Consider the following 23,527-nt stretch of genomic DNA (forward strand, 5'->3'; position numbering starts at 1 on the left):
GCCGGGGGCATCCGGCCGTAGCCAATGGGCATCCGCCCTCAGCCGGGGGCATCCGGTCGCAGCCAATGGGCATCCGCCCTCGGCCAGGGGCATCCGCCCTCAGTCGAGGGGCATCCGGCCTCGGCCAATGGGCATCCCGTCTGTCCTACGCGTTCCCGGCCGGCCGGCGCGGTCCCGCCCGCGGCCGCGGTATCCGCCCGGCCGGCGTGGGGCCGCGGCCTCGGGTGGGTTCGGGGCGACCTTCGGTGTTTGGCTTCGGTTCGTCCTCGCTCGAATGTGTGCGTCTGCTGTTCACTTCAGTGACTCACCGCTTATCGCCCCCGCCGTTCTGTCACCCTGGCGGCATGGACACGGCGGCCATACCGACGCAGCGGGAGAGCGAGGCCCGGCCCGGCGAGAGGCGGGGCGGGACCACTCTCCCCGGCAGCCCCGTCGCCCCGGGTTCGGCCCGCGCCCTGGTGCGTGCCGCGCTGGCCGAGGCGCCCGGCGTCCCGGCCCGGCTGGTCGACGACGCCATGGCCGTCGTCAGCGAGCTGGTCACCAACGCCGTCGTGCACGCCGGTACCGACGTACAGGTCGACTGGCGGCTGGAGGCCGGCGGCGCGTTCGTGATCGAGGTGGGCGACCAGCACCCCTCACGGGCCCCGCGCGACGCCATGGGCGGTGAGGTGCCGTACGACACCCCCGAGTACGGGCGCGGCCTGCGCCTCGTCGCCCAGCTCGCCGAGTCCTGGGGCGTCACCTACCGCTCCGGCGCCAAGACCGTGTGGGCGCGGCTGCCCCCGGGCGGCAGCGAGGCCCTGGACGTACCCGCCCCGGGCCCCGCCCTGGAGGTCGCCGAGGTCCTCGCCCCGCAGCCGCACCGCGCCGACGGCGACCGGGACTGGCTCGGCCGGGGCGCGCTGTCCTTCCTGGCCGAGGCATCCGACCTGCTCGCCGGACAGCTGGACGAGAACCTGGTCGCCGCGCTCACCGGCCAGCTGATCGTCCCCCGGCTCGCCGACTGGTGCGCGGTCTGGCTGGAGGACGAGGCGACCGTGCGCGGCGGTGCCGACGCTGGGCCCGCCCGGGTCTGGCACGCCAGCGAGGCCCGCATCGAGGAGCTGCGGTGCGCCCTGGAGAAGGAGCCGCCGGGCCCGCCGGACGGACTGCGTTCCGGCCCCGAGCCCTACCCCTGGCCCGGCCACGCCCTCGGCCCGCAGGGCGCCCACGGGACGGCGCTGTCGTACCGGCTGATCGCGGGCGGCCGGCCGCTCGGCGTGCTGGTCATCGGCCGGTGCGGGCGGGCCGGCTTCCCCGACGAGGTCACCGGGCTGGTGGAGGACCTCGGCCGGCGCGTCGCCCTGGCCATCGGCGCGGCCCGCCAGTACGCCCGCCAGGCCACCATCAGCGCCGTCCTCCAGCGCGGCCTGCTGCCCGGCGCGGTCGCGGAGATCCCGGGCGTGAGCAGCGCGCTCGTCTACGAACCCTGCGACACGGGCGGTCCCAGCGGCGACTTCTACGACCTGTTCCCGGCGGGCGACGGCCGCTGGTGCTTCGCCGTCGGCGACGTCCAGGGCAAGGGCCCGGAGGCGGCCGTGGTGATCGGCCTCGCCCGCCCCTGGCTGCGCCTCCTCGCCCGCGAGGGCTACCGCGTCGCCGATGTCCTGGACCGCCTCAACCAGCTCCTCCTGGACGACGCCACCGAGGCCGCCGACGCCGCCGCCCGCGCCCTGGTCACCGCAGGCGGCCGGTCCCCGGCCTCCGGCGACGGCCCGCAGACCCGCTTCCTGTCCCTGCTGTACGGCGAGCTGACGCCGTACGACGGCGGGGTCCGCTGCACCCTCGCCTCCGCCGGCCACCCGCTGCCGCTCGTCCTCGGCCCCGACGGCACCGTGCGCACCGCCGCCCGCCCGCAGACCCTCCTCGGCGTCGTGGAGGACGAGACGTACACCAGCGAGACCCTGCTGCTGCGGCCCGGGGACAGCCTGCTGTGCGTCACCGACGGGGTGACCGAGCGGCGCTCCGGCTCCCGCCAGTTCGACGACGGCGACGGGCTCGCCCGTGCCCTGTCCGGGTGCGCCGGGCTCAGTGCCGAGCTGATCGCCGAAAGGATCCGCCGCCTGGTCCACGACTTCGGCGGCGGCGCTCCCGAGGACGATCTGGCCCTGCTGGTGCTCCAGGCGGAGTAACGCCACCGGTACGGGACAATGGGGGCATGCCTTCCGCACTCCCCGACGGCGAGCCCGTCCCCGCCGACGGCGCGCTGCCCGCGCACGCGCTCGCCGGGGCCGCGGGCCGCCCGCTCGGTTTCTACCTCCATGTCCCGTACTGCGCGACCCGCTGCGGCTACTGCGACTTCAACACCTACACCGCGACCGAGCTGCGCGGCACGGGCGGCGTGCTCGCCTCCCGGGACAACTACGCGGACACCCTCGCCGACGAGATCCGGCTGGCGCGGAAGGTGCTGGGCGACGACCCGCGCGAGGTCCGCACGGTCTTCGTCGGCGGCGGGACGCCCACGCTGCTGGCCGCCGACGACCTGGTACGGATGCTCGGCGTGATCCGCGCCGAGTTCGGGCTCGCCCCGGACGCGGAGATCACCACGGAGGCGAACCCGGAGTCGGTGGACCCCGCCTACCTCGCCACCCTCCGCGAGGGCGGCTTCAACCGGATCTCCTTCGGCATGCAGAGCGCGAGGCAGCACGTGCTGAGGGTCCTCGACCGCACGCACACGCCGGGCCGCCCCGAGCGGTGCGTGGCGGAGGCGCGGGCGGCGGGCTTCGAGCACGTCAACCTGGATCTGATCTACGGCACGCCGGGGGAGAGCGACGACGACTGGCGGGCCTCCCTGGAGGCCGCCCTCGGCGCCGGCCCCGACCACGTCAGCGCCTACGCGCTCATCGTCGAGGAGGGCACCCAGCTCGCCCGCCGGATCCGCCGGGGCGAGATCCCGATGACCGACGACGACGTCCACGCCGACCGGTACCTGATCGCCGAGGAGGCACTGGGCCGGGCGGGCTTCGACTGGTACGAGGTCTCCAACTGGGCCGCCTCCGAGGCGGGCCGCTGCCTGCACAACGAGCTGTACTGGCGGGGCGCCGACTGGTGGGGCGCCGGACCGGGGGCGCACTCGCACGTGGGCGGGGTGCGCTGGTGGAACGTGAAGCACCCGGGCGCGTACGCGGCGGCCCTCGCCGCCGGCCGCTCCCCGGGCGCGGGCCGGGAGCTGCTGTCGCAGGAGGACCGCCGGGTGGAGCGGATCCTGCTGGAGCTGAGGCTGCGGGAGGGCGTCCCGCTGTCCCTCCTGAAGGAGGAGGGGCTCGCGGCCTCCCGCCGGGCGCTGGCGGACGGGCTGCTGGACGGCGGCCCGTACGACGAGGGGCGGGCCGTACTGACCCTGCGGGGACGGCTGCTGGCGGACGCGGTGGTGCGGGACCTGGTGGACTGACCCCCACGCGGGCGGACCGACGCCTGCCCACGGTGAACGTTTGCCGGACCGACGCCTGCCCACGGTGAACGCCGGGCGGACCGACGCCTACGCCGGTGCCGTGACGAAGTCGATCAGTTCCTCCACCCGTCCCAGCAGCTCCGGCTCGAGATCCTTGTACGACCCCACCCGGCCCAGGATCGCCTGCCACACGGCGCCCGTGTTCTCCGGCCAGCCCAGGGCCCGGCACACGCCCGTCTTCCAGTCCTGGCCCCGCGGGACCTTCGGCCAGGCCCGGATGCCCAGGGCCGACGGCTTCACCGCCTCCCAGATGTCGATGTACGGGTGGCCGACGACCAGGGCGTGGTCGCTGGTCACCGACTCCGCGATCCGCCATTCCTTCGTGCCCGGGACCAGGTGGTCCACGAGGACGCCCAGGCGGGCGTCCGGGCCCGGGGCGAACTCGCCGACGATCGCCGGCAGGTCGTCCACGCCCCCCAGGTACTCCACGACCACGCCCTCGACGCGCAGGTCGTCGCCCCACACCTTCTCGACCAGCTCGGCGTCGTGCCGGCCCTCCACGTAGATGCGGCCGGCCCGGGCCACGCGCGCGCGGGCGCCCGGGACGGCGACCGAACCGGATGCCGTACGGGTGGGGCGGACGGGGCCCGTCGACGGCCGTACGAGCGTCACCGGCCTGCCCTCCAGCAGGAACCCGCGCGGCTCCAGCGGGAACACGCGGTGCTTGCCGAAGCGGTCCTCCAGGGTCACCGTGCCGGCCTCGCAGCGGATCACCGCCCCGCAGAACCCGGTGCCGGGCTCCTCCACCACCAGGCCCGGCTCGGCCGCCACCTCCGGCACGGCCTTCGGCTTCTTCCACGGCGGGGTGAGGTCGGCGGAGTACTGGCGCATTCGGATGACGATAGGCAAAGCCGAACGGCGGCGCGCACGACACGCCGGGAACGGCCGGCGGGAGCCGCTCAGATCACGCCGAAACGCGTTGCCAGGGCGTCGCGTTGACGCCGTACGAAGCCCGCGTCGACCACCGCTCCGTGACCGGGCACGTACAGCGCGTCCTCGCCGCCGAGCGCCAGCAGCCGGTCGAGCGCGTCCGGCCAGCGGGACGGGACCGCGTCCGGGCCTGCCTGGGGCTCGCCCGACTCCTCCACCAGGTCACCGCAGAAGACGACCTCGGGTGAGCCGGGGACGAGGACCACGAGATCGTACGCGGTGTGGCCGGGCCCCACGTTGGCCAGCAGCGCCTGCCGGCCGTCGCCGAGGTCGAGGGTCCACTCGCCGGAGACCAGGTGCCGGGGTGTGACCAGCGCGTCCACCGCCTCGTCCGCGTCCGCCGCGGGGAGCCCGTTGCGGACCGCGTCCCCGCGCAGCTCCTCGCGGTCGTGGGCGAACACGGTGTCGGCGCCCACGCCCGCGTACACCTCCGCGCCGGCGAACGCGGACGCCCCGAAGACGTGGTCGAAGTGGGGGTGGGTCAGAGCGAGATGGGTCACACGGCCGCCGGCCAGTTCCTGCGCCCGCGCCCGCAGCCGCGCCCCCTCGGCGAGGCTCGACCCGGCGTCCACCATGAGGGCCGTCCCCGCGCCCACCACCAGGCCGGCGGTGCAGTCCCAGCCCGGCAGCCGGCACCGCCCCACCCCGGCGGCCAGCCGTTCCCACCCCAGCTCTTCCCAAGTCACGGTCATACCGGCGACGCTAGCGGTACGACCCGGTACGGAGGCCCCGACCTTGCCCAGTGTGTACCCGACAGCCGTACACTGGGCCGGGGAATGCTGGCACTCACGTGGGAAGAGTGCCAGGCGGACGACCCGCAGGGACGAGGGGACGACGTGCTGGAGGTGCGCGGATGCTGAGTGAACGCAGGCTTCAGGTTCTGCGCGCCATCGTCCAGGACTACGTGGGCACCGAGGAGCCGGTCGGTTCCAAGGCGCTCACCGAGCGGCACAACCTCGGCGTCTCCCCGGCGACCGTCCGCAACGACATGGCGGCCCTGGAAGACGAGGGGTTCATCGCCCAGCCGCACACCAGTGCGGGGCGCATCCCCACCGACAAGGGCTACCGCCTGTTCGTGGACAAGCTCGCGGGCGTCAAGCCGATGACCGCGCCCGAGCGGCGGGCGATCCAGAACTTCCTGGAGGGCTCCGTCGACCTCGACGACGTCGTGGCCCGCACGGTGCGGCTGCTCGCGCAGCTGACCCGGCAGGTCGCCGTCGTGCAGTACCCGTCGCTGACCCGGTCCACCGTCCGGCACGTGGAGCTGCTCTCGCTCGCTCCGGCGCGCGTGATGCTCGTGCTGATCACGGACACCGGCCGGGTCGAGCAGCGGATGGTCGACTGCCCGGCGCCGTTCGGCGAGAGCGCGCTGGCGGATCTGCGGGCGCGGCTGAACAGCCGGGTCGCCGGCCGCCGGTTCGCGGATGTGCCGAAGCTGGTCGAGGACCTGCCGGACGCCTTCGAGCCGGAGGACCGCGGTACGGTCTCCACGGTGCTCTCCACCCTCCTGGAGACACTGGTGGAGGAGAACGAGGAGCGGCTGATGATCGGCGGCACCGCCAATCTCACCCGCTTCGGACACGATTTCCCCTTCACGATCCGGCCCGTCCTGGAGGCCCTCGAGGAGCACGTGGTGCTCCTCAAGCTCCTCGGCGAGGCGAAGGACCCGGGCGTGACCGTGCGCATCGGCCACGAGAACGCCCATGAAGGACTCAACTCCACGTCCGTCGTGTCGGTCGGCTACGGTTCGGGCGGCGAGGCGGTTGCCAAGCTCGGCGTGGTCGGACCGACCCGCATGGACTACCCGGGAACGATGGGAGCGGTACGCGCAGTGGCACGGTACGTCGGACAGATCCTGGCGGAGTCGTAAGTGGCCACGGACTACTACGCCGTTCTCGGCGTGCGCCGCGACGCGTCGCAGGATGAGATCAAGAAGGCGTTCCGTCGGCTCGCGCGCGAGCTGCACCCGGACGTCAACCCCGATCCGAAGACCCAGGAGCGGTTCAAGGAGATCAACGCCGCTTACGAGGTGCTGTCGGACCCGCAGAAGAAGCAGGTCTACGACCTCGGCGGCGACCCGCTCTCCCAGTCGGGCGGCGCGGGCGCGGGCGGCTTCGGCGCCGGTGGCTTCGGCAACTTCTCGGACATCATGGACGCGTTCTTCGGCACGGCGTCGCAGCGCGGGCCGCGCTCGCGCACCCGCCGCGGCCAGGACGCGATGATCCGGATCGAGGTCGAGCTGGACGAGGCGGCCTTCGGCACGACCAAGGACATCCAGGTCGACACCGCCGTCGTCTGCAACACCTGCAACGGCGAGGGCGCGGCGCCGGGCACGTCGGCCCAGACGTGTGACATGTGCCGCGGCCGGGGCGAGGTCTCGCAGGTCACCCGGTCCTTCCTGGGCCAGGTCATGACCTCCCGGCCCTGCCCCCAGTGCCAGGGCTTCGGCACGGTCGTGCCGACCCCCTGCCCGGAGTGCGCCGGCGACGGCCGCGTCCGCTCGCGGCGCACGCTCACCGTGAAGATCCCGGCCGGTGTCGACAACGGCACGCGGATCCAGCTCGCCGGTGAGGGCGAGGTCGGCCCGGGCGGCGGTCCGGCCGGTGACCTGTACGTCGAGATCCACGAGCTGCCCCACTCCACCTTCCAGCGGCGCGGCGACGACCTGCACTGCACGGTCACCATCCCGATGACCGCGGCGGCCCTCGGCACCAAGGTGCCGCTGGAGACCCTGGACGGCATGGAGGAGGTCGACATCCGGCCCGGCACCCAGTCCGGCCAGTCGATCCCGCTGCACGGCCGGGGTGTCACGCACCTGCGCGGCGGCGGCCGGGGCGACCTGATCGTGCACGTCGAGGTCACCACCCCGACGAAGCTGGACCCCGAGCAGGAGCGTCTGCTGCGCGAGCTGTCCAAGCTGCGCGGCGAGGAACGGCCCCAGGGCCAGTTCCAGCCGGGGCAGCAGGGGCTGTTCTCGCGGCTGAAGGACGCGTTCAACGGGCGCTGACGCGGACGGGTCGGGGTGCCTCGGCACCCCGTATGCCGCTGTCCTATGCCGGGGGGCGGCCGGATTCGGACTTGTTCGGAGGACGTGACAACATGCCGTCATGTCCTCCGCGCTGACCGGTCTCTTTCACCATCCGATCGTGCAGGCCCCCATGGCGGGCGGTGTCTCCGTCCCGCAGCTCGCCGCCGCCGTCTCCGAGGCCGGTGGCCTCGGGTTCCTCGCCGCCGGACTCAAGACCGCCGACGGGATGTACCAGGAGATCAAGCAGCTGAGGGCCCTCACGAGCCGTCCGTTCGGCGTGAACGTCTTCATGCCGCAGCCCCCGCACCCCGGTGCGGGCCCCGGCTCCACCGCAGCGGCCGCCGCCGCGCCCCCGGACGCCGGTGCCGTCGAGGTGTACGCGCACCAGCTGGCCGGCGAGGCCGCCTGGTACGAGACCGAACTGGGCGACCCGGACAGCGGCCGGGACGACGGCTACGACGCCAAGCTCGCCGTCCTGCTCGACAACCCGGTCCCGGTGGTCTCCTTCCACTTCGGCGCTCCGAGCCGGGAGGTGCTGGACAGACTGCGCCGGGCCGGGACGTTCACCCTGGCCACCGCCACCACCGTGGAGGAGGCCCGCGCGGTCGAGCGGGCCGGGGCGGACGCGGTCATCGCGCAGGGCGTGGAGGCCGGCGGGCACCAGGGCACCCACCGGGACCTCCCGGAGAACGACGGTTCCGGCATCGGGCTGCTGTCGCTGGTCACGCAGATCCGGGAGGCCGTGGGCATTCCGGTCGTCGCCGCCGGCGGCATCATGCGCGGCAGCCAGATCGCCGCCGTCCTCGCGGCGGGCGCGAGCGCGGCCCAGCTGGGCACCGCCTTCCTCGCCACCCACGAGTCCGGTGCGGACGTCCAGCACAAGCGGGCGCTGACCGACCCCCTCTTCCCGCGCACCGAGCTGACCCGCGCCTTCTCCGGCCGCCCGGCCCGCGGCCTGGTCAACCGCTTCATGCGCGAGCACGGCCCGTACGCCCCCGCCGCCTACCCGGAGGTCAACCACCTCACCGCGCCGCTGCGCAAGGCCGCCGCCAAGGCCGGGGACGCGCAGGGCATGTCCCTGTGGGCGGGGCAGGGTCACCGGATGGCCCGGGAGCTGCCGGCCGGGCGGCTGGTGGAGGTGCTGGCCGAGGAACTCGACGCCGCCAGGACAGCGTTGTCGGCCGGGGGTGACGGGCGATGACCGCGCCGGTGTTCGTCGTCGACTCGCTGGAGGGCGTGGGCCCCGGCTCGGTCGTCGACGTCGAGGGCCCCGAGGGCCGGCACGCGGTCTCCGTGCGGCGGTTGCAGCCCGGGGAGGACGTGGTGCTCACCGACGGCATGGGGCGGGGGGCCGCCGGGGTCGTCGTCAGCGTGTCGGGCAAGGACCACATGGTCGTCGAGCCGTTCGAGTTCCCGGTGGAGCCCGAGCCAAGCCCCCGGATCACCGTCGTCCAGGCCCTCCCCAAGGGCGACCGCGGCGAACTGGCCGTGGAGACCATGACCGAGACCGGTGTCGACGCGATCGTGCCCTGGCAGGCCGCCCGCTGCATCACCCAGTGGAAGGGCGACCGGGGTCTGAAGGCGCTCGCCAAGTGGCGGGCCACCGCGCGCGAGGCCGGCAAGCAGTCACGCCGGCTGCGCTTCCCGGAGGTCACGGACGCGGCGAGCACCAAACAGGTTGCCGCACTTCTCGCCAAGGCCGACTTCGCCGCCGTGCTGCACTCCGACTTCGGGCACGAGAGCCTGCCGCTGGCGACCGCCGAACTGCCCGCCGAGGGCGAGATCGTGCTGGTCGTCGGCCCGGAAGGCGGCGTCGCGCGGGACGAGCTGGCGCTGTTCGAGGGTGCGGGCGCGAAGGCGTGCGTGCTCGGTCCCACCGTGTTGCGTACATCCACCGCCGGCACCGCCGCCGTGGCCCTGCTGCTCGGCCGCACCGGCCGCTGGTCCTGACACCCGGGGGACACCGTGGAACTCGCCCAAGTACGGCTTCTGGTCACCGACTTCGCCGGCTGCTACCGCTTCTACGCCGATGTCCTCGGCCTCAGGCCGCAGTCCGGCGCGACCGGGGGACCGTACGAGAAGTTCAGCCCGCACGCCGGCTCCGCCGGGATCGCGCTGCAGGACCGCTCGATGATGGCCGAGGTCCTGAACGAGCTGGGCGAGACCGCCACCGGTCACCGCTCCCTGGTCGTCCTGCGCGTCGACGACCTGGACGCCTACTGCGCCGAGATCACCTCCCGGGGCGCCACCCTGCTGCACGGCCCGGCCCCCATGACCGACCGCATGCGCGTCGCCCACCTCAAGGACCCCGAGGGCAACCTGGTCGAACTCCAGCAGTGGCTGCTGCTGCGCGGCTGACACCCGTCACCGCCGGCCGCCCGGGCCGGTGACGACCGGGCGCCGGGCCGCGGGGCACGGCACCACGAACGAGTGAGTGGCCGTATGCGGCCTTCCGTACCGTGCGGGCCGGTGGCACTCTGCCGGACATGGGGGCATGGAGAGGGAGACGGCGCCGGCTGCGGACGCCGGCCGTGGCGGGGCTCGTCGTGCTGGCGGCGGGTGCCGCGGTGGCGTGCCAACCGGGCGGTCTGGGATCCGCGACCGTCGCGTACACCACCGACCGGACGGCGACCGCCGCGCTGGAACGGCGGCACGTGGACGTCAGCTGGCTCACCTGTACCGGCGGTCGTGACGACGGCGGCGGCAAGGGCGGCTCGCCCTCGCCGACCGAGACCACCGTCGTCTCCGTCGACTGCAGGGGCGAGACGGGCGACAGGCGGAAGATCGTCGTCACCGGGCGGGTGACCAAGGCCGTCGACGGCGCGTGTGTGCGCGGGGACCTCAGGGCCGAGGTCGGCGGCAGACAGGTGTTCCACGTGAACGGGCTCGGCGACTGCGCGGCCGGGCCGGGGCCGACGTACCGCCCGCCCACGGGACAGCCGCGGCCCACCGTGACCGTCACGGTCACCCGGACCGTCTGGCCCGTACCGGGCAAGTGATCCGAAACCGGGAGCGGGCGCACCGGCCGCTGCGTAGAGTGACCGCGTGACTCAGGGTGCTCCGACGGGAACCACGGCAGGCTCCTCCTATCTCCGATTCCCCCATCTGCACGGTGACTTGGTGACCTTCGTCGCCGAGGACGACGTGTGGCTCGCGCCGCTCGACGGCGGCCGGGCCTGGCGGGTCAGCGCCGACAACGTGCCGGTGGCCCAGCCCCGGTTCTCGCCGGACGGCGGCCACCTCGCCTGGGCCTCCGCCCGGGACGGCGCCCGCGAGGTGCATGTCGCCCCCGTCGACGGCGGCCCCGCCCGGCGTCTGACGTACTGGGGCAACCGCCTTACGGAGGTGTGCGGTTGGACCGCCGACGGGCGGGTGCTCGCGCTCGGCGCGCACGGCCGGCCCAGCTCGCGGCACACCTGGGCCCACGCCGTCCCGCTGGACGGCGGACCGGCCGAGACCCTGCCGTACGGGCCGGTCGGCGCCGTGGCCCACGGACCGGCGACCGTGCTGCTGTCCGTGCCGATGGGTCGCGAGGCCGCCTACTGGAAGCGCTACCGGGGCGGTACGGCCGGCAAGCTGTGGATCGCGCGGGCCGCCGAAGGCGAGGAGGGCGCCGGGGAGTTCGTACGGCTGCACGAGGAGATCGACGGCAACGTCGAGTGCCCGGTGTGGGCGGGCGAGCGCATCGCCTTCCTCTCCGACCACGAGGGCACCGGCGCGCTCTACTCCTCCCTCGCCGACGGCTCCGACCTGCGCCGGCACACACCGCTCGGGGGTTTCTACGCCCGGCACGCGGCCGGCGACGGGACCCGGGCCGTCTACTGCCGGGCCGGTGAACTCTGGCTGCTGGACGACCTGGCGGGCGCCGAGCCGCGCCGGCTGGACATCCGGCTCGGCGGACCCCGCGTCGACCTGCGGCCCTACCCGGTCGACGGCTCCCGCTGGTTCGGCGAGGCGTCCCCCGACCACACCGCGCGCGGCAGCGCCGTCTGCGTGCGCGGCGGGGTCCACTGGGTCACCCACCGCTCCGGCCCCGCCCGCGCCCTGGCCGCCACCCCCGGTGTCCGCGCCCGGCTGCCGCGCGCCTTCCGCGCCGAGGGCGAGGAGTGGGCGGTGTGGGTGACGGACGCCGAGGGCGACGACTCCCTGGAGTTCGCCCCCGCCACCGGCACCGTGCCCGGGGCGCCCCCGCGCCGCCTGGCCGCCGGACAGCTCGGCCGGGTGCTGGAGCTGGCCGTGGCCCCCGACGGCAGCCGGGCCGCCGTGGCCGCGCACGACGGCAGACTGCTCCTGGTCGAGCGGGAGACCGGCGAGGTCCGGGAGGTGGACCGCAGCGACGACGGCGAGTGCTCCGGGCTCGCCTTCTCCCCCGACTCCGCGTGGCTCGCCTGGGCCCACCCCGGCCCCCGCCCGCTGTCCCAGCTGCGCATCGCCCACACCACCGACCTGTCGGTCATCGAGGCGACGCCGCTCCGCTTCCAGGACTACGCGCCCGCCTTCACCCTCGACGGCAGACACCTGGCGTTCCTCTCCCACCGCGCCTTCGACCCGGTCTACGACGAACACGTCTTCGACCTCGCCTTCGTGGCCGGTGCCCGCCCGCACCTGATCACCCTGGCCGCCACCACCCCCTCGCCCTTCGGCCCGCAACGCCACGGCCGCCCCGTCGAGACCGCGGACAAGGACGAGACCCCCGACAGCGAGGGCACCCCCACCACCCGCGTCGACCCCGAGGGGCTCGCCGACCGGATCGTGCCCTTCCCGGTGGAGGCCGGCCGCTACTCCACGCTGCGTGCCGCCAGGGACGGCGTCCTCTGGCTGCGCCACCCCGTGCAGGGTGTCCTCGGCACCTCCCGCGCCCGCCCCGAGGACCCCGACCCGCACACCGAGCTGGAGCGGTACGACCTCGACCGGCGGCGCCTGGAGAATCTCGCTTCCGACGTCGGCCACTTCGAGGTCAGCGGCGACGGCCGGCGCGTCCTGCTGTGGACCCGGGGCCGGCTCCGGGTCGTGCCCGGCGACCACCGGACCGGCACCGACGACGACGGCGACACCAGCGTCACCGTCGACCTCGCCCGGGTCCGCCAGACCGTCGACCCGGCCGCCGAGTGGCGGCAGATGTACGACGAGACCGGCCGGCTCATGCGCGACCACTTCTGGCGGCCCGACCTCGGCGGTGTCGACTGGACCGGCGTCCTCGACCGCTACCGGCCCCTCCTCGGCCGCCTCGCCACCCACAGCGACCTGGTCGACCTGCTGTGGGAGGTGCACGGCGAACTCGGCACCTCGCACGCCTACGTCACCCCGCCCGGCGGTTCCGGAGGCGCCCGGCTCGGCCTGCTCGGCGCCGACATCTCCCGGCGGCCGGACGGCAGTTGGCGCGTGGACCGGATCCTGCCGGCGGAGACCTCCGACCCGGACGCCCGCTCCCCGCTCGCCGCGCCCGGGGTGGCGGTACGCCCGGGTGACGCGATCATCGCCGTGGCCGGTCACCCCGTGGACCCGGTGACGGGCCCCGGCCCCCTCCTCGTCGGCACGGCCGGCCACCCCGTCGAGCTGACCGTCTCCCCGGCCGCCGGCGGCGAACCCCGCCACACCGTCGTCGTCCCCGTGGCGGACGAGGAACCCCTGCGCTACCACGCCTGGGTCGCCGACCGCCGGGCCCACGTCCACGCGGCCTCCGCCGGCCGGCTCGGCTACCTGCACGTCCCGGACATGCACGCCCCCGGCTGGGCACAGATCCACCGCGACCTGCGCGTGGAGGTGGCCCGGGAAGGTCTGGTGGTCGACGTCCGGGAGAACCGGGGCGGGCACACCTCCCAGCTCGTGGTCGAGAAGCTGGCCCGCCGGATCATCGGCTGGGACCTCGCCCGCGGCATGCGCCCCACCAGCTACCCGCTGGACGCGCCCCGCGGCCCGGTCGTCGCCGTGGCCAACGAGTTCTCCGGCTCCGACGGCGACATCGTCAACGCGGCGATCAGGGCCCTCGGCATCGGACCGGTCGTCGGCACCCGCACCTGGGGCGGGGTCATCGGCATCGACAGCCGCTACCACCTGGTCGACGGCACGCTGGTCACCCAGCCCAAGTACGCGATCTGGCTGGAGGGCCAGGGCTGGGACGTGGAGAACCACGGGGTGGAGCCGGACGTGGAGGTCGTCCAGCGGCCACAGGACTGGGCGGCGGGCCGGGACGCCCAGCTCGACGCGGCGATCGCGCTCGCACTTCAGGCGCTGGAGAGCAGTCCCGCGAAGACGCCCCCGAGCATGCCCGCCTGAGCGGCGCGGGGCCGTGCCGTCACGCCGCTCCCGCGCGGGGCGCGACGACCCGCCGACGCCCCGCACCCGAACGACTACGATGCCCCCTGACGATCACTGGTGAAAGCGAGCGCAGCGTATGGCCGGCGAACCGCGGAACGACTGCCTGTTCTGCAAGATCGTCGCGGGTGAGATCCCGGCGACGATCGTCCGCGAGACCGAAACGACCGTGGCCTTCCGGGACATAAACCCCCAGGCACCCACCCACGTCCTGGTGATTCCCAAGGCCCACTACGAGAACGCGGCCGACCTGGCCGCAGGCGCCCCGGACATCGCAGCGGACGTCCTGCGCGAGACCCAGACCGTGGCCGACGAGGAGAAGCTGGACAGCTACCGCCTCGTCTTCAACACCGGCAGCGGCGCCGGTCAGACCGTCTGGCACGCCCACGCGCACGTCCTGGGCGGCCGTGGCCTGCAGTGGCCGCCCGGGTAACTCGCCATGTCCGTCCGTGAACTGGTGATCCTGGGCACCGCCAGCCAGGTCCCGACCCGGCACCGCAACCACAACGGCTACCTGCTGCGGTGGGACGGCGAGGGCATCCTCTTCGACCCCGGCGAGGGCACACAGCGGCAGATGCTGCGCGCCGGGGCCGCCGCCCACGACCTCAACCGGATCTGCGTCACGCACTTCCACGGCGACCACTGTCTCGGCCTCGCGGGAGTCATCCAGCGGATCAACCTGGACCAGGTCCCGCACGAGGTCACCGCGCACTACCCGCGCTCCGGTCAGCGCTTCTTCGACCGGCTGCGGTACGCCACGGCCTACCGGGAGACGGTCCGCCTCACCGAGGACCCGGTCGCCGCCGACGGCCCCGTCGCGGTGACCCCGTCGTACACGCTGGAAGCGCGCAGGCTGTCCCACCCCGTCGAGTCCTACGGCTATCGCCTGACCGAGCCCGACGGCCGCCGCATGCTGCCCGAGCGGCTCGCCGCGTACGGGATCGGGGGCCCGGACGTGGGCCGGCTGCAGCGCGAGGGCCGGCTCGGGGACGTGACGCTGGAGGACGTCAGCGAGGTGCGGCGCGGGCAGCGCTTCGCGTTCGTCATGGACACCCGGCTCTGCGAGGGCGTGCACGCGCTCGCGGAAGGCTGCGACCTGCTCGTCATCGAGTCCACGTTCCTCGACGAGGACATCGCACTCGCCACCGACCACGGGCATCTGACGGCCGGGCAGGCCGGCGCCGTGGCCCGGGACGCGGGCGTACGGCACCTCGTCCTCACCCACTTCAGCCAGCGCTACTCCGAGCCCGCGGAGTTCGCGCGGCAGGCGCGGGCGGCCGGGTTCGAGGGGGAGCTGACGGTGGCCCACGACCTGCTGCGGGTGCCGGTTCCGAAACGGCGGTGAGGCGCCCGTACGATGCTTCGATGCCCCTCCCGAAAGCAGAACTGCACCTCCACGTCGAAGGCACCCTGGAACCGGAACTGGCGTTCGAGCTGGCCGCCCGCAACGGCGTGACCCTGCCGTACGCGGACACCGAGGAACTCCGCGCGGCCTACCGGTTCAAGGACCTGCAGTCCTTCCTGAACCTGTACTACGAGCTGATGACGGTCCTGCGCACCGAGCAGGACTTCGCCGACCTGGCCGACGCCTACCTCGCCCGGGCCGCCGCCCAGGGGGTGCGGCACGCGGAGATCTTCTTCGATCCGCAGGCCCACATCGCGCGGGGCCTGAGCCTGGGCACGGTCGTGGAGGGGCTGTGGCGGGCGCTCGGCGGCAGCGAGCGGAACCACGGCGTCTCCACCCGGCTCATCATGTGCTTCCTGCGTGACGAGTCCGCCGACTCGGCGCTGGAGACGCTGCAGGCCGCGACGCCGTACCTGGACCGGATCACCGGGATCGGCCTGGACTCGGCCGAGGTCGGGCATCCGCCGGCGAAGTTCCGGGAGGTGTACCGGGCCGCCGCCGAGCTCGGGCTGCGCCGGGTCGCGCACGCCGGTGAGGAGGGGCCGCCGGCCTACATCACCGAGGCGCTGGACCTGCTCGGCGTGGAGCGCGTCGACCACGGCCTGCGCTGCCTGGAGGACCCGGCGCTGGTCGAGCGGCTGGTCCGGGAGCGCATCCCGCTCACCCTGTGCCCGCTGTCCAACGTCCGGCTGCGGGCCGTGGAGACCCTGGCCGACCACCCGCTGCCGGCCATGCTCGACGCCGGCCTGCTGTGCACCGTCAACTCCGACGACCCGGCGTACTTCGGCGGGTACGTGGGGGACAACTTCCGTGCCGTGCGGGAGACCCTGGGCCTGGGCGAGGACCGGCTGCGCGAGCTGGCCCGCAACTCCTTCCTCGCCTCCTTCCTGGAGGACGACGAGGAGCGCAGGGCCCGCTGCCTCGCCGAGGTCGACGCCTACGTGTTCGCCGACGCGGTGTCGTAGGCGCGCTGAGCGGGCACGGCGGGCGTCCCCAACGCCACCTCCACGACCGGGATCTCCACGGCGGGGGCCTGCGGGGCGGGGACGCCGGCGAGGGGAATCTCCACGACCGGGATCTCCACGACCGGGGTCTCCACGACCGGGGTCTCCCTGACAGGGATCTCCACGACCGGGGTCTCCCTGACAGGGATCTCCAGGACAGGGATCTCCAGGACAGGGATCTCCAGGACAGGGATCTCCACGACAGGGATGTCCACGACAGGGATCTCCCCGTGCGGGGTGCGCCTGCCGGCCCGCAGTGCCACCGCCGTCATCGGTACGGCGACCAGCAGCAGCCCGGCGCCGAGCAGCCTCCCCATCACCGGGAAGCCGGTGCCCGCCGCCAGCACGCTCCCCGTCAGCGGGCCCGCCGCGGTCCCCAGGGAGGACGCCGAGCCGACCAGGACCGCCCACCGCCCGCGCGGGTCGAGGGAGGCGGCCAGGCCGATGACGTACGACAGGACGACGGGGTACAGCAGGTTCCAGGAGATCTCGCCCGCCGCGAAGGCCGGGAGGTCCCGCGCCGACGCGCTGAGCGCGATGCAGACCGCGATCAGTGCCGTACCGGCGCCGATGGGCACGGCCTGGCCCAGCCGCTGCCCGAGTGCGCCCGCGCCGACGACCCCGACGAGCCCGGCGCCGAGCGCGACCGCGAACACCGCGCCCACGGTGACCTCGGAGAGACGGGCCTGGTCCAGCCCGATCCGGCCGCTGACCCCCCAGAGGGAGTTCTGGGCCAGGGACCAGAACGGCAGCGCGGCGGTCAGCAGCAGTCCGGCCCGCGGGCGCGGGAGCCGGCCGCGGCCGGCGGTCGGCCGGGCCGGTGCCGTACGGCCGGGCAGCCGGCCGGTGAGCGGCCAGACGGCGAGCGCGGTCAGCGCGACGGCGGCCAGGGGCTGACCATGGCCGGGGCCGAGGCGGGGGATCGTCAGGTACAGGGCGCCCGCGAGGGCCGAGACGCCGAGCAGACCGAGCGTGGTGACCCGGTGCGGGTCCCAGGCTCTCGGCTGCGTCCGGGCGGCGGGCGCCCCCAGGGCGGCGATGCCGCTCGCGGCGACCGCCGTGACCGTACCGGACCCGAATCCGCCGATGACCGCGCCCACGACGACGGCCGGTACGGCGGCGGTGAGGGCCGCGCCGCCGTAGCCGGCGGCGGCGAGGGCGAGGCCGGTGCGGGCGAGGGCGCGGGGGCCGAACCGGTCGGCACGGGAGGCCAGCAGGAAACCCGCGGTCGCCGAACTCAGCAGGAGGGCGCTGCCGATGGCGCCGGCCTGGGTGGCGGTGAGCGGAAGCCCGCTGTCGAGTCTGCCGACGGTGGTCGGCAGCAGGTAGGGGGCGAGGTACCCGGCCGTGAACAGGGCGACGAGGGGCCAGGGCAGGGTGCGGGGGGCGGACACGGGCGTTCCCAGGGCAGGCGAAAGGACGGTGCGGAAGAGGGGGTTGGGCGACGACCGTCGACGGACAGGAACGCGCGAGCAAGTTGTATCAAGCACGTGGATCGGCGTAGAAGGCCGGTGGGTGTGATCCACGCCACGGTCACGTTTGGGGGTGGTGCCGGCGGGTAGAAGCGCCTAGCCTGCGTTCTCATATGTAGACGCTATTCACAAGAGGAGATGGTCTGGTGGGCGGCGACCCGGCTCCGCAGGACGTGGTGCGGCGACTGCGGGAGGGGATGGCACGCGGCGTGCTGTCCTTCCCGCTCACCGCCTTCCACGACGACGGCACCCTCGACCCCGACGGCTTCCGCGCCCACGCGGCCGACCGGCTGGCCGCCGGGCCCGGCGCCCTCTTCCCGGCCTGTGGCACCGGTGAGTTCTTCTCGCTGGACGAGGACGAGTACCGGACCGTCGTCACCATCGCCGTCGAGGAGGCGGCCGGGCGCCTGCCCGTGGTGGCCGGCACCGGATACGGCTGGGCGCAGGCCGCCCGGTTCGCGCGGATCGCCGAGGAGGCGGGCGCCGACGCCCTGCTCGTGCTGCCGCACTATCTGACCGACGCCCCGCAGGACGGCCTCGCCGCCCAGCTGGAGCGGCTCGCGGCCCGCACCCGGCTGCCGCTGATCGCCTACCAGCGCGGCCAAGTCGCCTACGGCGGTGACGCGTTGCGGCGCATCGCCCGCATCCCGAACGTCATCGGCCTCAAGGACGGCCACAGCGACCTCGACCGGCTCCAGCGCCTCACCCTCGCCGCGCCGGACGGCTTCCTCTTCTTCAACGGCGCCGCCACCGCCGAGATCCAGGCCCGCGCCTACGCCACCGTCGGCGTCCCCGCCTACTCCTCCGCCGTCCACGCCTTCGCGCCCGAGATCGCCGACGCCTTCTTCGCCGCGCTGCGGGACGAGGACCACGGCACCGTCGACAAACTGCTGCGCGACTTCTACGTCCCGTTCGTCGAACTCCGCGACCGCGCGCCCGGGTACGCGGTGTCCCTGGTGAAAGCGGCGGCCAGGCTGCGCGGGCAGCGCGTCGGACCCGTGCGCGCCCCGCTCACCGACCCCTCGCCCGCCGACCTCGCCGAGCTGAGGGCTCTCCTCACCGCCGGACTCGACCTCGTGGGAGCCTCCCTGTGACCCGTGACCTGACCATCGCCGAGGTGCGGCTGACCCCGATCCTGGTCGCCGACGCGCCCCTGCTCAACACCCAGGGCGTGCACCAGCCGTACACGCCCCGGCTGATCGTGGAGATCGTCACCGCCGACGGGATCACCGGGCTCGGCGAGACCTACGGCGACACCAAGTACCTCGAACTGGCCCGGCCGCTGGCCGAACGGCTCACCGGGCGGTCGGTCATGGACGTGAACGGTCTCTTCGAGATCGACCTCGCCGTGGACTCCTCCCGGATCGACGGCCAGACGGACGCCGGCGGCCTGCGCGGAGTGCAGACCGCCGACAAACTGCGGCTGTCCGTACTCTCCGCCTTCGAGGTCGCCTGTCTCGACGCCCAGGGCAAGGCGCTCGGCCTGCCCGTGCACGCGCTGCTGGGCGGCAAGGTGCGGGACACCGTCGAGTACAGCGCCTACCTCTTCTACAAGTGGGCCGGGCATCCCGAGGGCGTGGCCGCCGAGCCGGACGAGTGGGGCGCCGCGCTCGACCCGGCCGGGGTGGTGGAACAGGCCCGCCGGCTCCAGGAGCGGTACGGGTTCGGCTCGTTCAAGCTCAAGGGCGGCGTCTTCCCGCCCGACGAGGAGATCGCCGCCGTCCGCGCCCTCGCCGGCGCCTTCCCCGGACACCCGCTGCGCCTGGACCCCAACGGCGCCTGGTCGGTGGCGACCTCGCTGAAGGTCGCGGAGGAACTCGGGGACGTCCTGGAGTACCTGGAGGACCCGACGCTGGGCACGCCCGCGATGGCCGAGGTGGCGGCGCGGACCGAGGTCCCGCTCGCCACGAACATGTGCGTGACCACCTTCGGCGAGATCAGGGAGGCGTTCACCGAGGGCGCCGTCCAGGTCGTCCTGTCCGACCACCACTACTGGGGCGGGCTGCGCAACACCCAGCGCCTCGCCGCGGTCTGCGCCGCCTTCGGGGTGGGGGTGTCCATGCACTCCAACACACACCTGGGCATCAGCCTCGCCGCGATGACCCAGGTGGCCGCCACGGTCCCCGGCCTCCACCACGCCTGCGACTCGCACTACCCCTGGCAGTCCGAGGACGTCCTCACGCGGCGGACCGCCTTCGTGGACGGCCGGGTCGCGGTGTCCGACGCGCCCGGCCTCGGCGTCGAACTGGACCGGGACGAACTCGCCCGGCTGCACCGGCGGTGGGCCGAGGACGACGGCCCGCTGCGGGACCGCGACGACGCGGCGGCGATGCGGACGGCCGAACCGGACTGGCGGACACCGGTGATGCCCCGCTGGTGACCGGCGCACGGTTCCCGGTGCGCGACTGGTGCACACTGGCCAGAACCGCACCACGCCAGGGAGCGCACCGTGACGCCGTCGCACACCCTCACCGGAGAGGAACCGGAACACCTCACACAGACCGGGCGCCGCAAGGCCCAGGTCGACCCGCTCGCCGCGCTGCGCGCCCCCGGCGACCCGCCCTGGGACGTCTACCTCACCGGCACGGTCTTCCTCGACATCATCTTCACCGGCCTGGACTCGGCGCCGGTACGCGGCACCGAGTCCTGGGCCCGGGGCATGGGCTCCAGCCCCGGCGGGGTCGCCAACATGGCCGCCGCGCTGGCCCGGCTCGGCCTGCGGACCGCCCTCGCCGCGGCCTTCGGCGACGACCACTACGGCGAGTACTGCTGGGACGCGCTGGAGCAGGGCGAGGGCATCGACCTGTCGGCGTCACGGACCGTGCCCGGCTGGCACTCCCCGGTGACCGTGTCCATGGCCTACGAGGGCGAGCGGACCATGGTCTCCCACGGGCACGAACCGCCCTCCCACGGCGTGTTCGTCCAGGACCGCGCCCAGGCCCGGCCGCCCCGCGCGAGGGCCGCCGTCGCCTCCCTCACCCCGGGCCGCAGCGCGCCGTGGATCGCCGAGGCCGCCCGCGCCGGCACCCGCATCTTCGCCGACGTCGGCTGGGACGAGACGGGCGCGTGGGACCTGTCCGGCCTCGCCGACCTGGAGCACTGCGAGGCGTTCCTGCCGAACGCGGAGGAGGCCAAGCGGTACACCGGCGCCGACTGCCCGCGGGTCGCCGCGCACGCCCTGAGCGAACACGTGCCGGTGGCCGTGGTCACCCTCGGTGAGGAGGGGGCCTACGCGGTGGACCGGCGTACCGGGGAGGCGGCCGAGGTGCCCGCGATCGCCGTGGAGGCCCTCGACCCGACCGGGGCGGGAGACGTCTTCGTCGCCGGGTTCGTGACGGGCTCCCTGGCGGGGTGGCCGCTGGCGGACCGGCTGGCCTTCGCGGGGCTGACGGCCGCGCTGTCGGTGCAGGAGTTCGGGGGGTCGCTGTCGGCACCGGGATGGTCGGAGATCGGGGCGTGGTGGCGGCGGGTGCAGTCCCTTCCCGGCCAGGACCCGAAGGCGCTGCAGCGGTACGCGTTCCTGGAGGGACTGGTGCCGGAGCGGCTGGACCGGCCCTGGCCGCTGCGCCGGGCGGTGCCGACCATCGGGTTCGGCCGGTCCGGCTGACGTACCGGCCGGGCGGCGGCCCGGGAAAAGCCCTACGGTGTTGTCAGCCCCCCGTCGTACTCTGGACAGTGCGAGGCCGCCCTCAGCTACGCGGCCGTGACGAGGAGGAAGCGCAGGCCTTCAGCGCCGGCCCATGACACAGACACCCACAGCTCACACACCCGCGCAGGAGCAGGCGAGAGCGCAGTTCACCGTCCCCGCCCAGCACCCCATGGTGACCGTGCTGGGTTCCGGTGACTCCCTCCTGCGCGTGATCGAGAGGGCTTTCCCGGCGGCCGACATCCATGTCCGGGGCAATGAGATCAGCGCGGTCGGCGATCCCGCCGACGTCGCCCTGATCTCGCGCGTGTTCGACGAGATGATGCTGGTGCTCCGCACCGGGCAGCCGATGACGGAGGACGCAGTGGAACGCTCGATCGCCATGCTCAAGGCGAGCGACAACGGGACGAGCGACGGGCCCGAGACCCCGGCGCAGGTCCTGACGCAGAACATCCTGTCCTCGCGTGGCCGCACGATCCGTCCCAAGACCCTCAACCAGAAGCGCTACGTCGACGCGATCGACAAGCACACCATCGTCTTCGGCATCGGCCCGGCCGGTACCGGCAAGACCTACCTGGCCATGGCCAAGGCCGTGCAGGCCCTGCAGTCCAAGCAGGTCAACCGGATCATCCTGACCCGGCCGGCGGTCGAGGCCGGCGAGCGGCTCGGCTTCCTGCCCGGCACGCTCTACGAGAAGATCGACCCCTATCTGCGCCCGCTGTACGACGCGCTGCACGACATGCTCGACCCCGACTCGATCCCGAGGCTGATGGCCGCGGGCACGATCGAGGTCGCGCCGCTCGCCTACATGCGCGGCCGTACGCTCAACGACGCCTTCATCATCCTGGACGAGGCCCAGAACACGAGCCCCGAGCAGATGAAGATGTTCCTCACCCGCCTCGGCTTCGAGTCGAAGATCGTGATCACGGGCGACGTGACCCAGGTCGACCTGCCCAACGGCACCAAGTCCGGGCTGCGGCAGGTGCAGGAGATCCTGGAGGGCGTCGAGGACGTCCACTTCTCCCGGCTGTCGTCCCACGATGTCGTCCGGCACAGGCTGGTGGGCCGTATCGTCGACGCGTACGAGAAGTACGACAGCCAGTACGGCACCGAGAACGGCGCTCCCAAGGGCGGCCGTCGCCAGTCCGGTGCCAAGGCTCCCAAGGGGAAGTAGACCAGCACGACCATGTCGATCGACGTCAACAACGAGTCCGGCACCGAGGTAGACGAGCAGGCGGTCCTCGACATCGCCCGCTACGCGCTCGCGCGGATGCGCATCCACCCGCTCTCCGAGCTCTCGGTGATCGTCGTGGACGCCGAGGCCATGGAGCAGTTGCACATCCAGTGGATGGACCTGCCGGGCCCGACCGATGTCATGTCGTTCCCGATGGACGAGCTGCGGCCGCCGTCCAAGGACGACGACGAGCCGCCGCAGGGGCTGCTCGGCGACATCGTGCTGTGCCCGGAGGTCGCCGCCAAGCAGGGGGCCGAGGCGCCCACGCAGCACTCCATGGACGAGGAGCTGCAGCTGCTCACCGTCCACGGTGTGCTGCACCTGCTCGGATACGACCACGAGGAGCCCGACGAGAAGGCCGAGATGTTCGGGCTCCAGGCCGCCATCGTGGACGGCTGGCGGGCCGAGCGCGGCCTGACCGGGCCGTCCCCGGCGCCGACCGTCTCGTAGCCGCGCCCATGTCCCTGCAGATCGTGGTCGGCGCGATCGCGCTGGTCGTCGTCGCCTGGCTCGCCGCCTGCGCGGAGGCGGGCCTCGCGCGCGTCTCCAGCTTCCGCGCCGAGGAGGCCGTGAAGTCCGGCCGGCGGGGCGGCGCCAGGCTCGCCCAGATCGCCGCCGACCCCACCCGCTATCTCAACCTGGCCCTGCTGGTCCGTGTCGCCTGCGAGATGGCCGCCGCCGCGCTGGTCACCTACGCCTGCCTCCAGGAGTTCCAGGCCACCTGGCAGGCCCTGCTGGTCGCCATCGGCGTCATGGTCCTGGTGTCGTACGTCGCCGTCGGCGTCTCCCCGCGCACCATCGGCCGCCAGCACCCCCTCAACACGGCGACGGCGGCGGCGTACGTGCTGCTGCCGCTGGCCCGGGTCCTGGGGCCCATCCCGTCCCTGCTGATCCTCATCGGCAACGCGCTCACCCCCGGCAAGGGCTTCCGGCGCGGCCCCTTCGCCTCCGAGGCGGAGCTGCGCGCGCTGGTCGACCTCGCCGAGAAGGAGTCCCTGATCGA

General features: G+C 73.9%; 21 protein-coding genes. 18 read left to right on the plus strand and 3 right to left on the minus strand.

All coding sequences use genetic code 11. From position 1 onward, the window contains the following. Window positions 1-344: 344 nt before the first annotated feature. Both AB0B40_RS04390 and hemW read left to right on the plus strand, forming a co-directional pair. On the plus strand, window positions 345-2,171 hold the full coding sequence (locus tag AB0B40_RS04390) for a SpoIIE family protein phosphatase (RefSeq protein WP_362262750.1): 1,827 nt from the start codon (window positions 345-347) through the stop codon (window positions 2,169-2,171). Between the two features lie 26 nt (window positions 2,172-2,197). Further along, the gene (hemW, locus tag AB0B40_RS04395) at window positions 2,198-3,430 is read left to right on the plus strand and encodes a radical SAM family heme chaperone HemW (RefSeq protein WP_345057962.1); all 1,233 of its coding nucleotides are present in this window, start codon (window positions 2,198-2,200) and stop codon (window positions 3,428-3,430) included. An 87-nt stretch (window positions 3,431-3,517) separates the two neighbouring features. Here hemW and AB0B40_RS04400 read toward each other — a convergent pair whose 3' ends face one another. Both AB0B40_RS04400 and AB0B40_RS04405 read right to left on the minus strand, forming a co-directional pair. Next, window positions 3,518-4,321 (minus strand): DUF3097 domain-containing protein, encoded by an 804-nt coding sequence (locus tag AB0B40_RS04400; protein WP_345057960.1) that lies wholly within the window; start codon window positions 4,319-4,321, stop codon window positions 3,518-3,520. 68 nt (window positions 4,322-4,389) lie between these two features. Continuing rightward, window positions 4,390-5,112, minus strand: a complete 723-nt coding sequence (locus AB0B40_RS04405; protein WP_345057957.1) for an MBL fold metallo-hydrolase — start codon at window positions 5,110-5,112, stop codon at window positions 4,390-4,392. 161 nt (window positions 5,113-5,273) lie between these two features. Between AB0B40_RS04405 and hrcA the strand changes: the two genes are divergently transcribed. The 10 genes from hrcA (at window position 5,274) to AB0B40_RS04455 (ending at window position 16,133) form a co-directional block, all read left to right on the plus strand. Next, window positions 5,274-6,290, plus strand: a complete 1,017-nt coding sequence (gene hrcA / locus AB0B40_RS04410; protein ID WP_345057954.1) for a heat-inducible transcriptional repressor HrcA — start codon at window positions 5,274-5,276, stop codon at window positions 6,288-6,290. Further along, window positions 6,291-7,427, plus strand: a complete 1,137-nt coding sequence (dnaJ, locus tag AB0B40_RS04415) for a molecular chaperone DnaJ (protein ID WP_345057951.1) — start codon at window positions 6,291-6,293, stop codon at window positions 7,425-7,427. A 100-nt stretch (window positions 7,428-7,527) separates the two neighbouring features. Next, entirely contained in the window at window positions 7,528-8,649 is a 1,122-nt protein-coding gene (locus tag AB0B40_RS04420) for a nitronate monooxygenase (protein WP_345057948.1), read from the plus strand. Next, window positions 8,646-9,398: a 16S rRNA (uracil(1498)-N(3))-methyltransferase gene (locus tag AB0B40_RS04425; RefSeq protein WP_345057946.1), complete on the plus strand. Its 753-nt coding sequence runs from the start codon at window positions 8,646-8,648 to the stop codon at window positions 9,396-9,398. Before AB0B40_RS04420 ends, AB0B40_RS04425 begins: the two co-directional genes overlap by 4 nt. A gap of 15 nt (window positions 9,399-9,413) precedes the next feature. Then, on the plus strand, window positions 9,414-9,806 hold the full coding sequence (locus AB0B40_RS04430; RefSeq protein WP_345057943.1) for a VOC family protein: 393 nt from the start codon (window positions 9,414-9,416) through the stop codon (window positions 9,804-9,806). Between the two features lie 128 nt (window positions 9,807-9,934). After that, a complete protein-coding gene (locus AB0B40_RS04435) occupies window positions 9,935-10,447 on the plus strand; it encodes a hypothetical protein (protein ID WP_345057940.1) in 513 nt (170 codons plus the stop codon). A gap of 46 nt (window positions 10,448-10,493) precedes the next feature. Beyond that, the gene (locus AB0B40_RS04440) at window positions 10,494-13,724 is read left to right on the plus strand and encodes a PDZ domain-containing protein (RefSeq protein ID WP_362262758.1); all 3,231 of its coding nucleotides are present in this window, start codon (window positions 10,494-10,496) and stop codon (window positions 13,722-13,724) included. A gap of 118 nt (window positions 13,725-13,842) precedes the next feature. Continuing rightward, window positions 13,843-14,196 carry a histidine triad nucleotide-binding protein gene (locus AB0B40_RS04445; protein ID WP_345057934.1) on the plus strand — a complete coding sequence of 118 codons (354 nt, stop codon included), beginning with the start codon at window positions 13,843-13,845 and terminating at the stop codon, window positions 14,194-14,196. Between the two features lie 6 nt (window positions 14,197-14,202). Then, entirely contained in the window at window positions 14,203-15,108 is a 906-nt protein-coding gene (locus AB0B40_RS04450; protein WP_345057931.1) for a ribonuclease Z, read from the plus strand. Between the two features lie 20 nt (window positions 15,109-15,128). Beyond that, window positions 15,129-16,133 (plus strand): adenosine deaminase, encoded by a 1,005-nt coding sequence (locus tag AB0B40_RS04455; protein ID WP_345057928.1) that lies wholly within the window; start codon window positions 15,129-15,131, stop codon window positions 16,131-16,133. Here AB0B40_RS04455 and AB0B40_RS04460 read toward each other — a convergent pair. Continuing rightward, complete coding sequence (locus AB0B40_RS04460; RefSeq protein WP_362262762.1) at window positions 16,106-17,566, minus strand: MFS transporter; 1,461 nt, start codon at window positions 17,564-17,566, stop codon at window positions 16,106-16,108. The two genes, AB0B40_RS04455 and AB0B40_RS04460, sit on opposite strands and share 28 nt — an antisense overlap. 275 nt (window positions 17,567-17,841) lie before the next feature. Here AB0B40_RS04460 and AB0B40_RS04465 point away from each other — a divergent pair, with 275 nt between their 5' ends. The 6 genes from AB0B40_RS04465 to AB0B40_RS04490 all read left to right on the plus strand — a co-directional run. After that, a complete protein-coding gene (locus tag AB0B40_RS04465) occupies window positions 17,842-18,738 on the plus strand; it encodes a 5-dehydro-4-deoxyglucarate dehydratase (protein ID WP_362262816.1) in 897 nt (298 codons plus the stop codon). Continuing rightward, the gene (locus AB0B40_RS04470) at window positions 18,735-20,024 is read left to right on the plus strand and encodes a glucarate dehydratase family protein (RefSeq protein ID WP_362262765.1); all 1,290 of its coding nucleotides are present in this window, start codon (window positions 18,735-18,737) and stop codon (window positions 20,022-20,024) included. The genes AB0B40_RS04465 and AB0B40_RS04470 overlap by 4 nt, the downstream gene beginning before the upstream one ends. A gap of 69 nt (window positions 20,025-20,093) precedes the next feature. Continuing rightward, on the plus strand, window positions 20,094-21,251 hold the full coding sequence (locus tag AB0B40_RS04475) for a PfkB family carbohydrate kinase (protein ID WP_362262768.1): 1,158 nt from the start codon (window positions 20,094-20,096) through the stop codon (window positions 21,249-21,251). Window positions 21,252-21,384: 133 nt separating this feature from the next. Then, a complete protein-coding gene (locus tag AB0B40_RS04480; protein WP_345057916.1) occupies window positions 21,385-22,464 on the plus strand; it encodes a PhoH family protein in 1,080 nt (359 codons plus the stop codon). A gap of 12 nt (window positions 22,465-22,476) precedes the next feature. Continuing rightward, window positions 22,477-22,974 carry an rRNA maturation RNase YbeY gene (gene ybeY / locus AB0B40_RS04485; protein ID WP_161298040.1) on the plus strand — a complete coding sequence of 166 codons (498 nt, stop codon included), beginning with the start codon at window positions 22,477-22,479 and terminating at the stop codon, window positions 22,972-22,974. A gap of 8 nt (window positions 22,975-22,982) precedes the next feature. Continuing rightward, a partial coding sequence (locus AB0B40_RS04490) for a DUF21 domain-containing protein (protein ID WP_362262772.1) occupies window positions 22,983-23,527 on the plus strand: 545 nt, incomplete at its 3' end.

Origin of the sequence: Streptomyces sp. NPDC042638, assembly GCF_040647235.1 — a bacterium.
Lineage (GTDB): Bacteria > Actinomycetota > Actinomycetes > Streptomycetales > Streptomycetaceae > Streptomyces > Streptomyces rameus.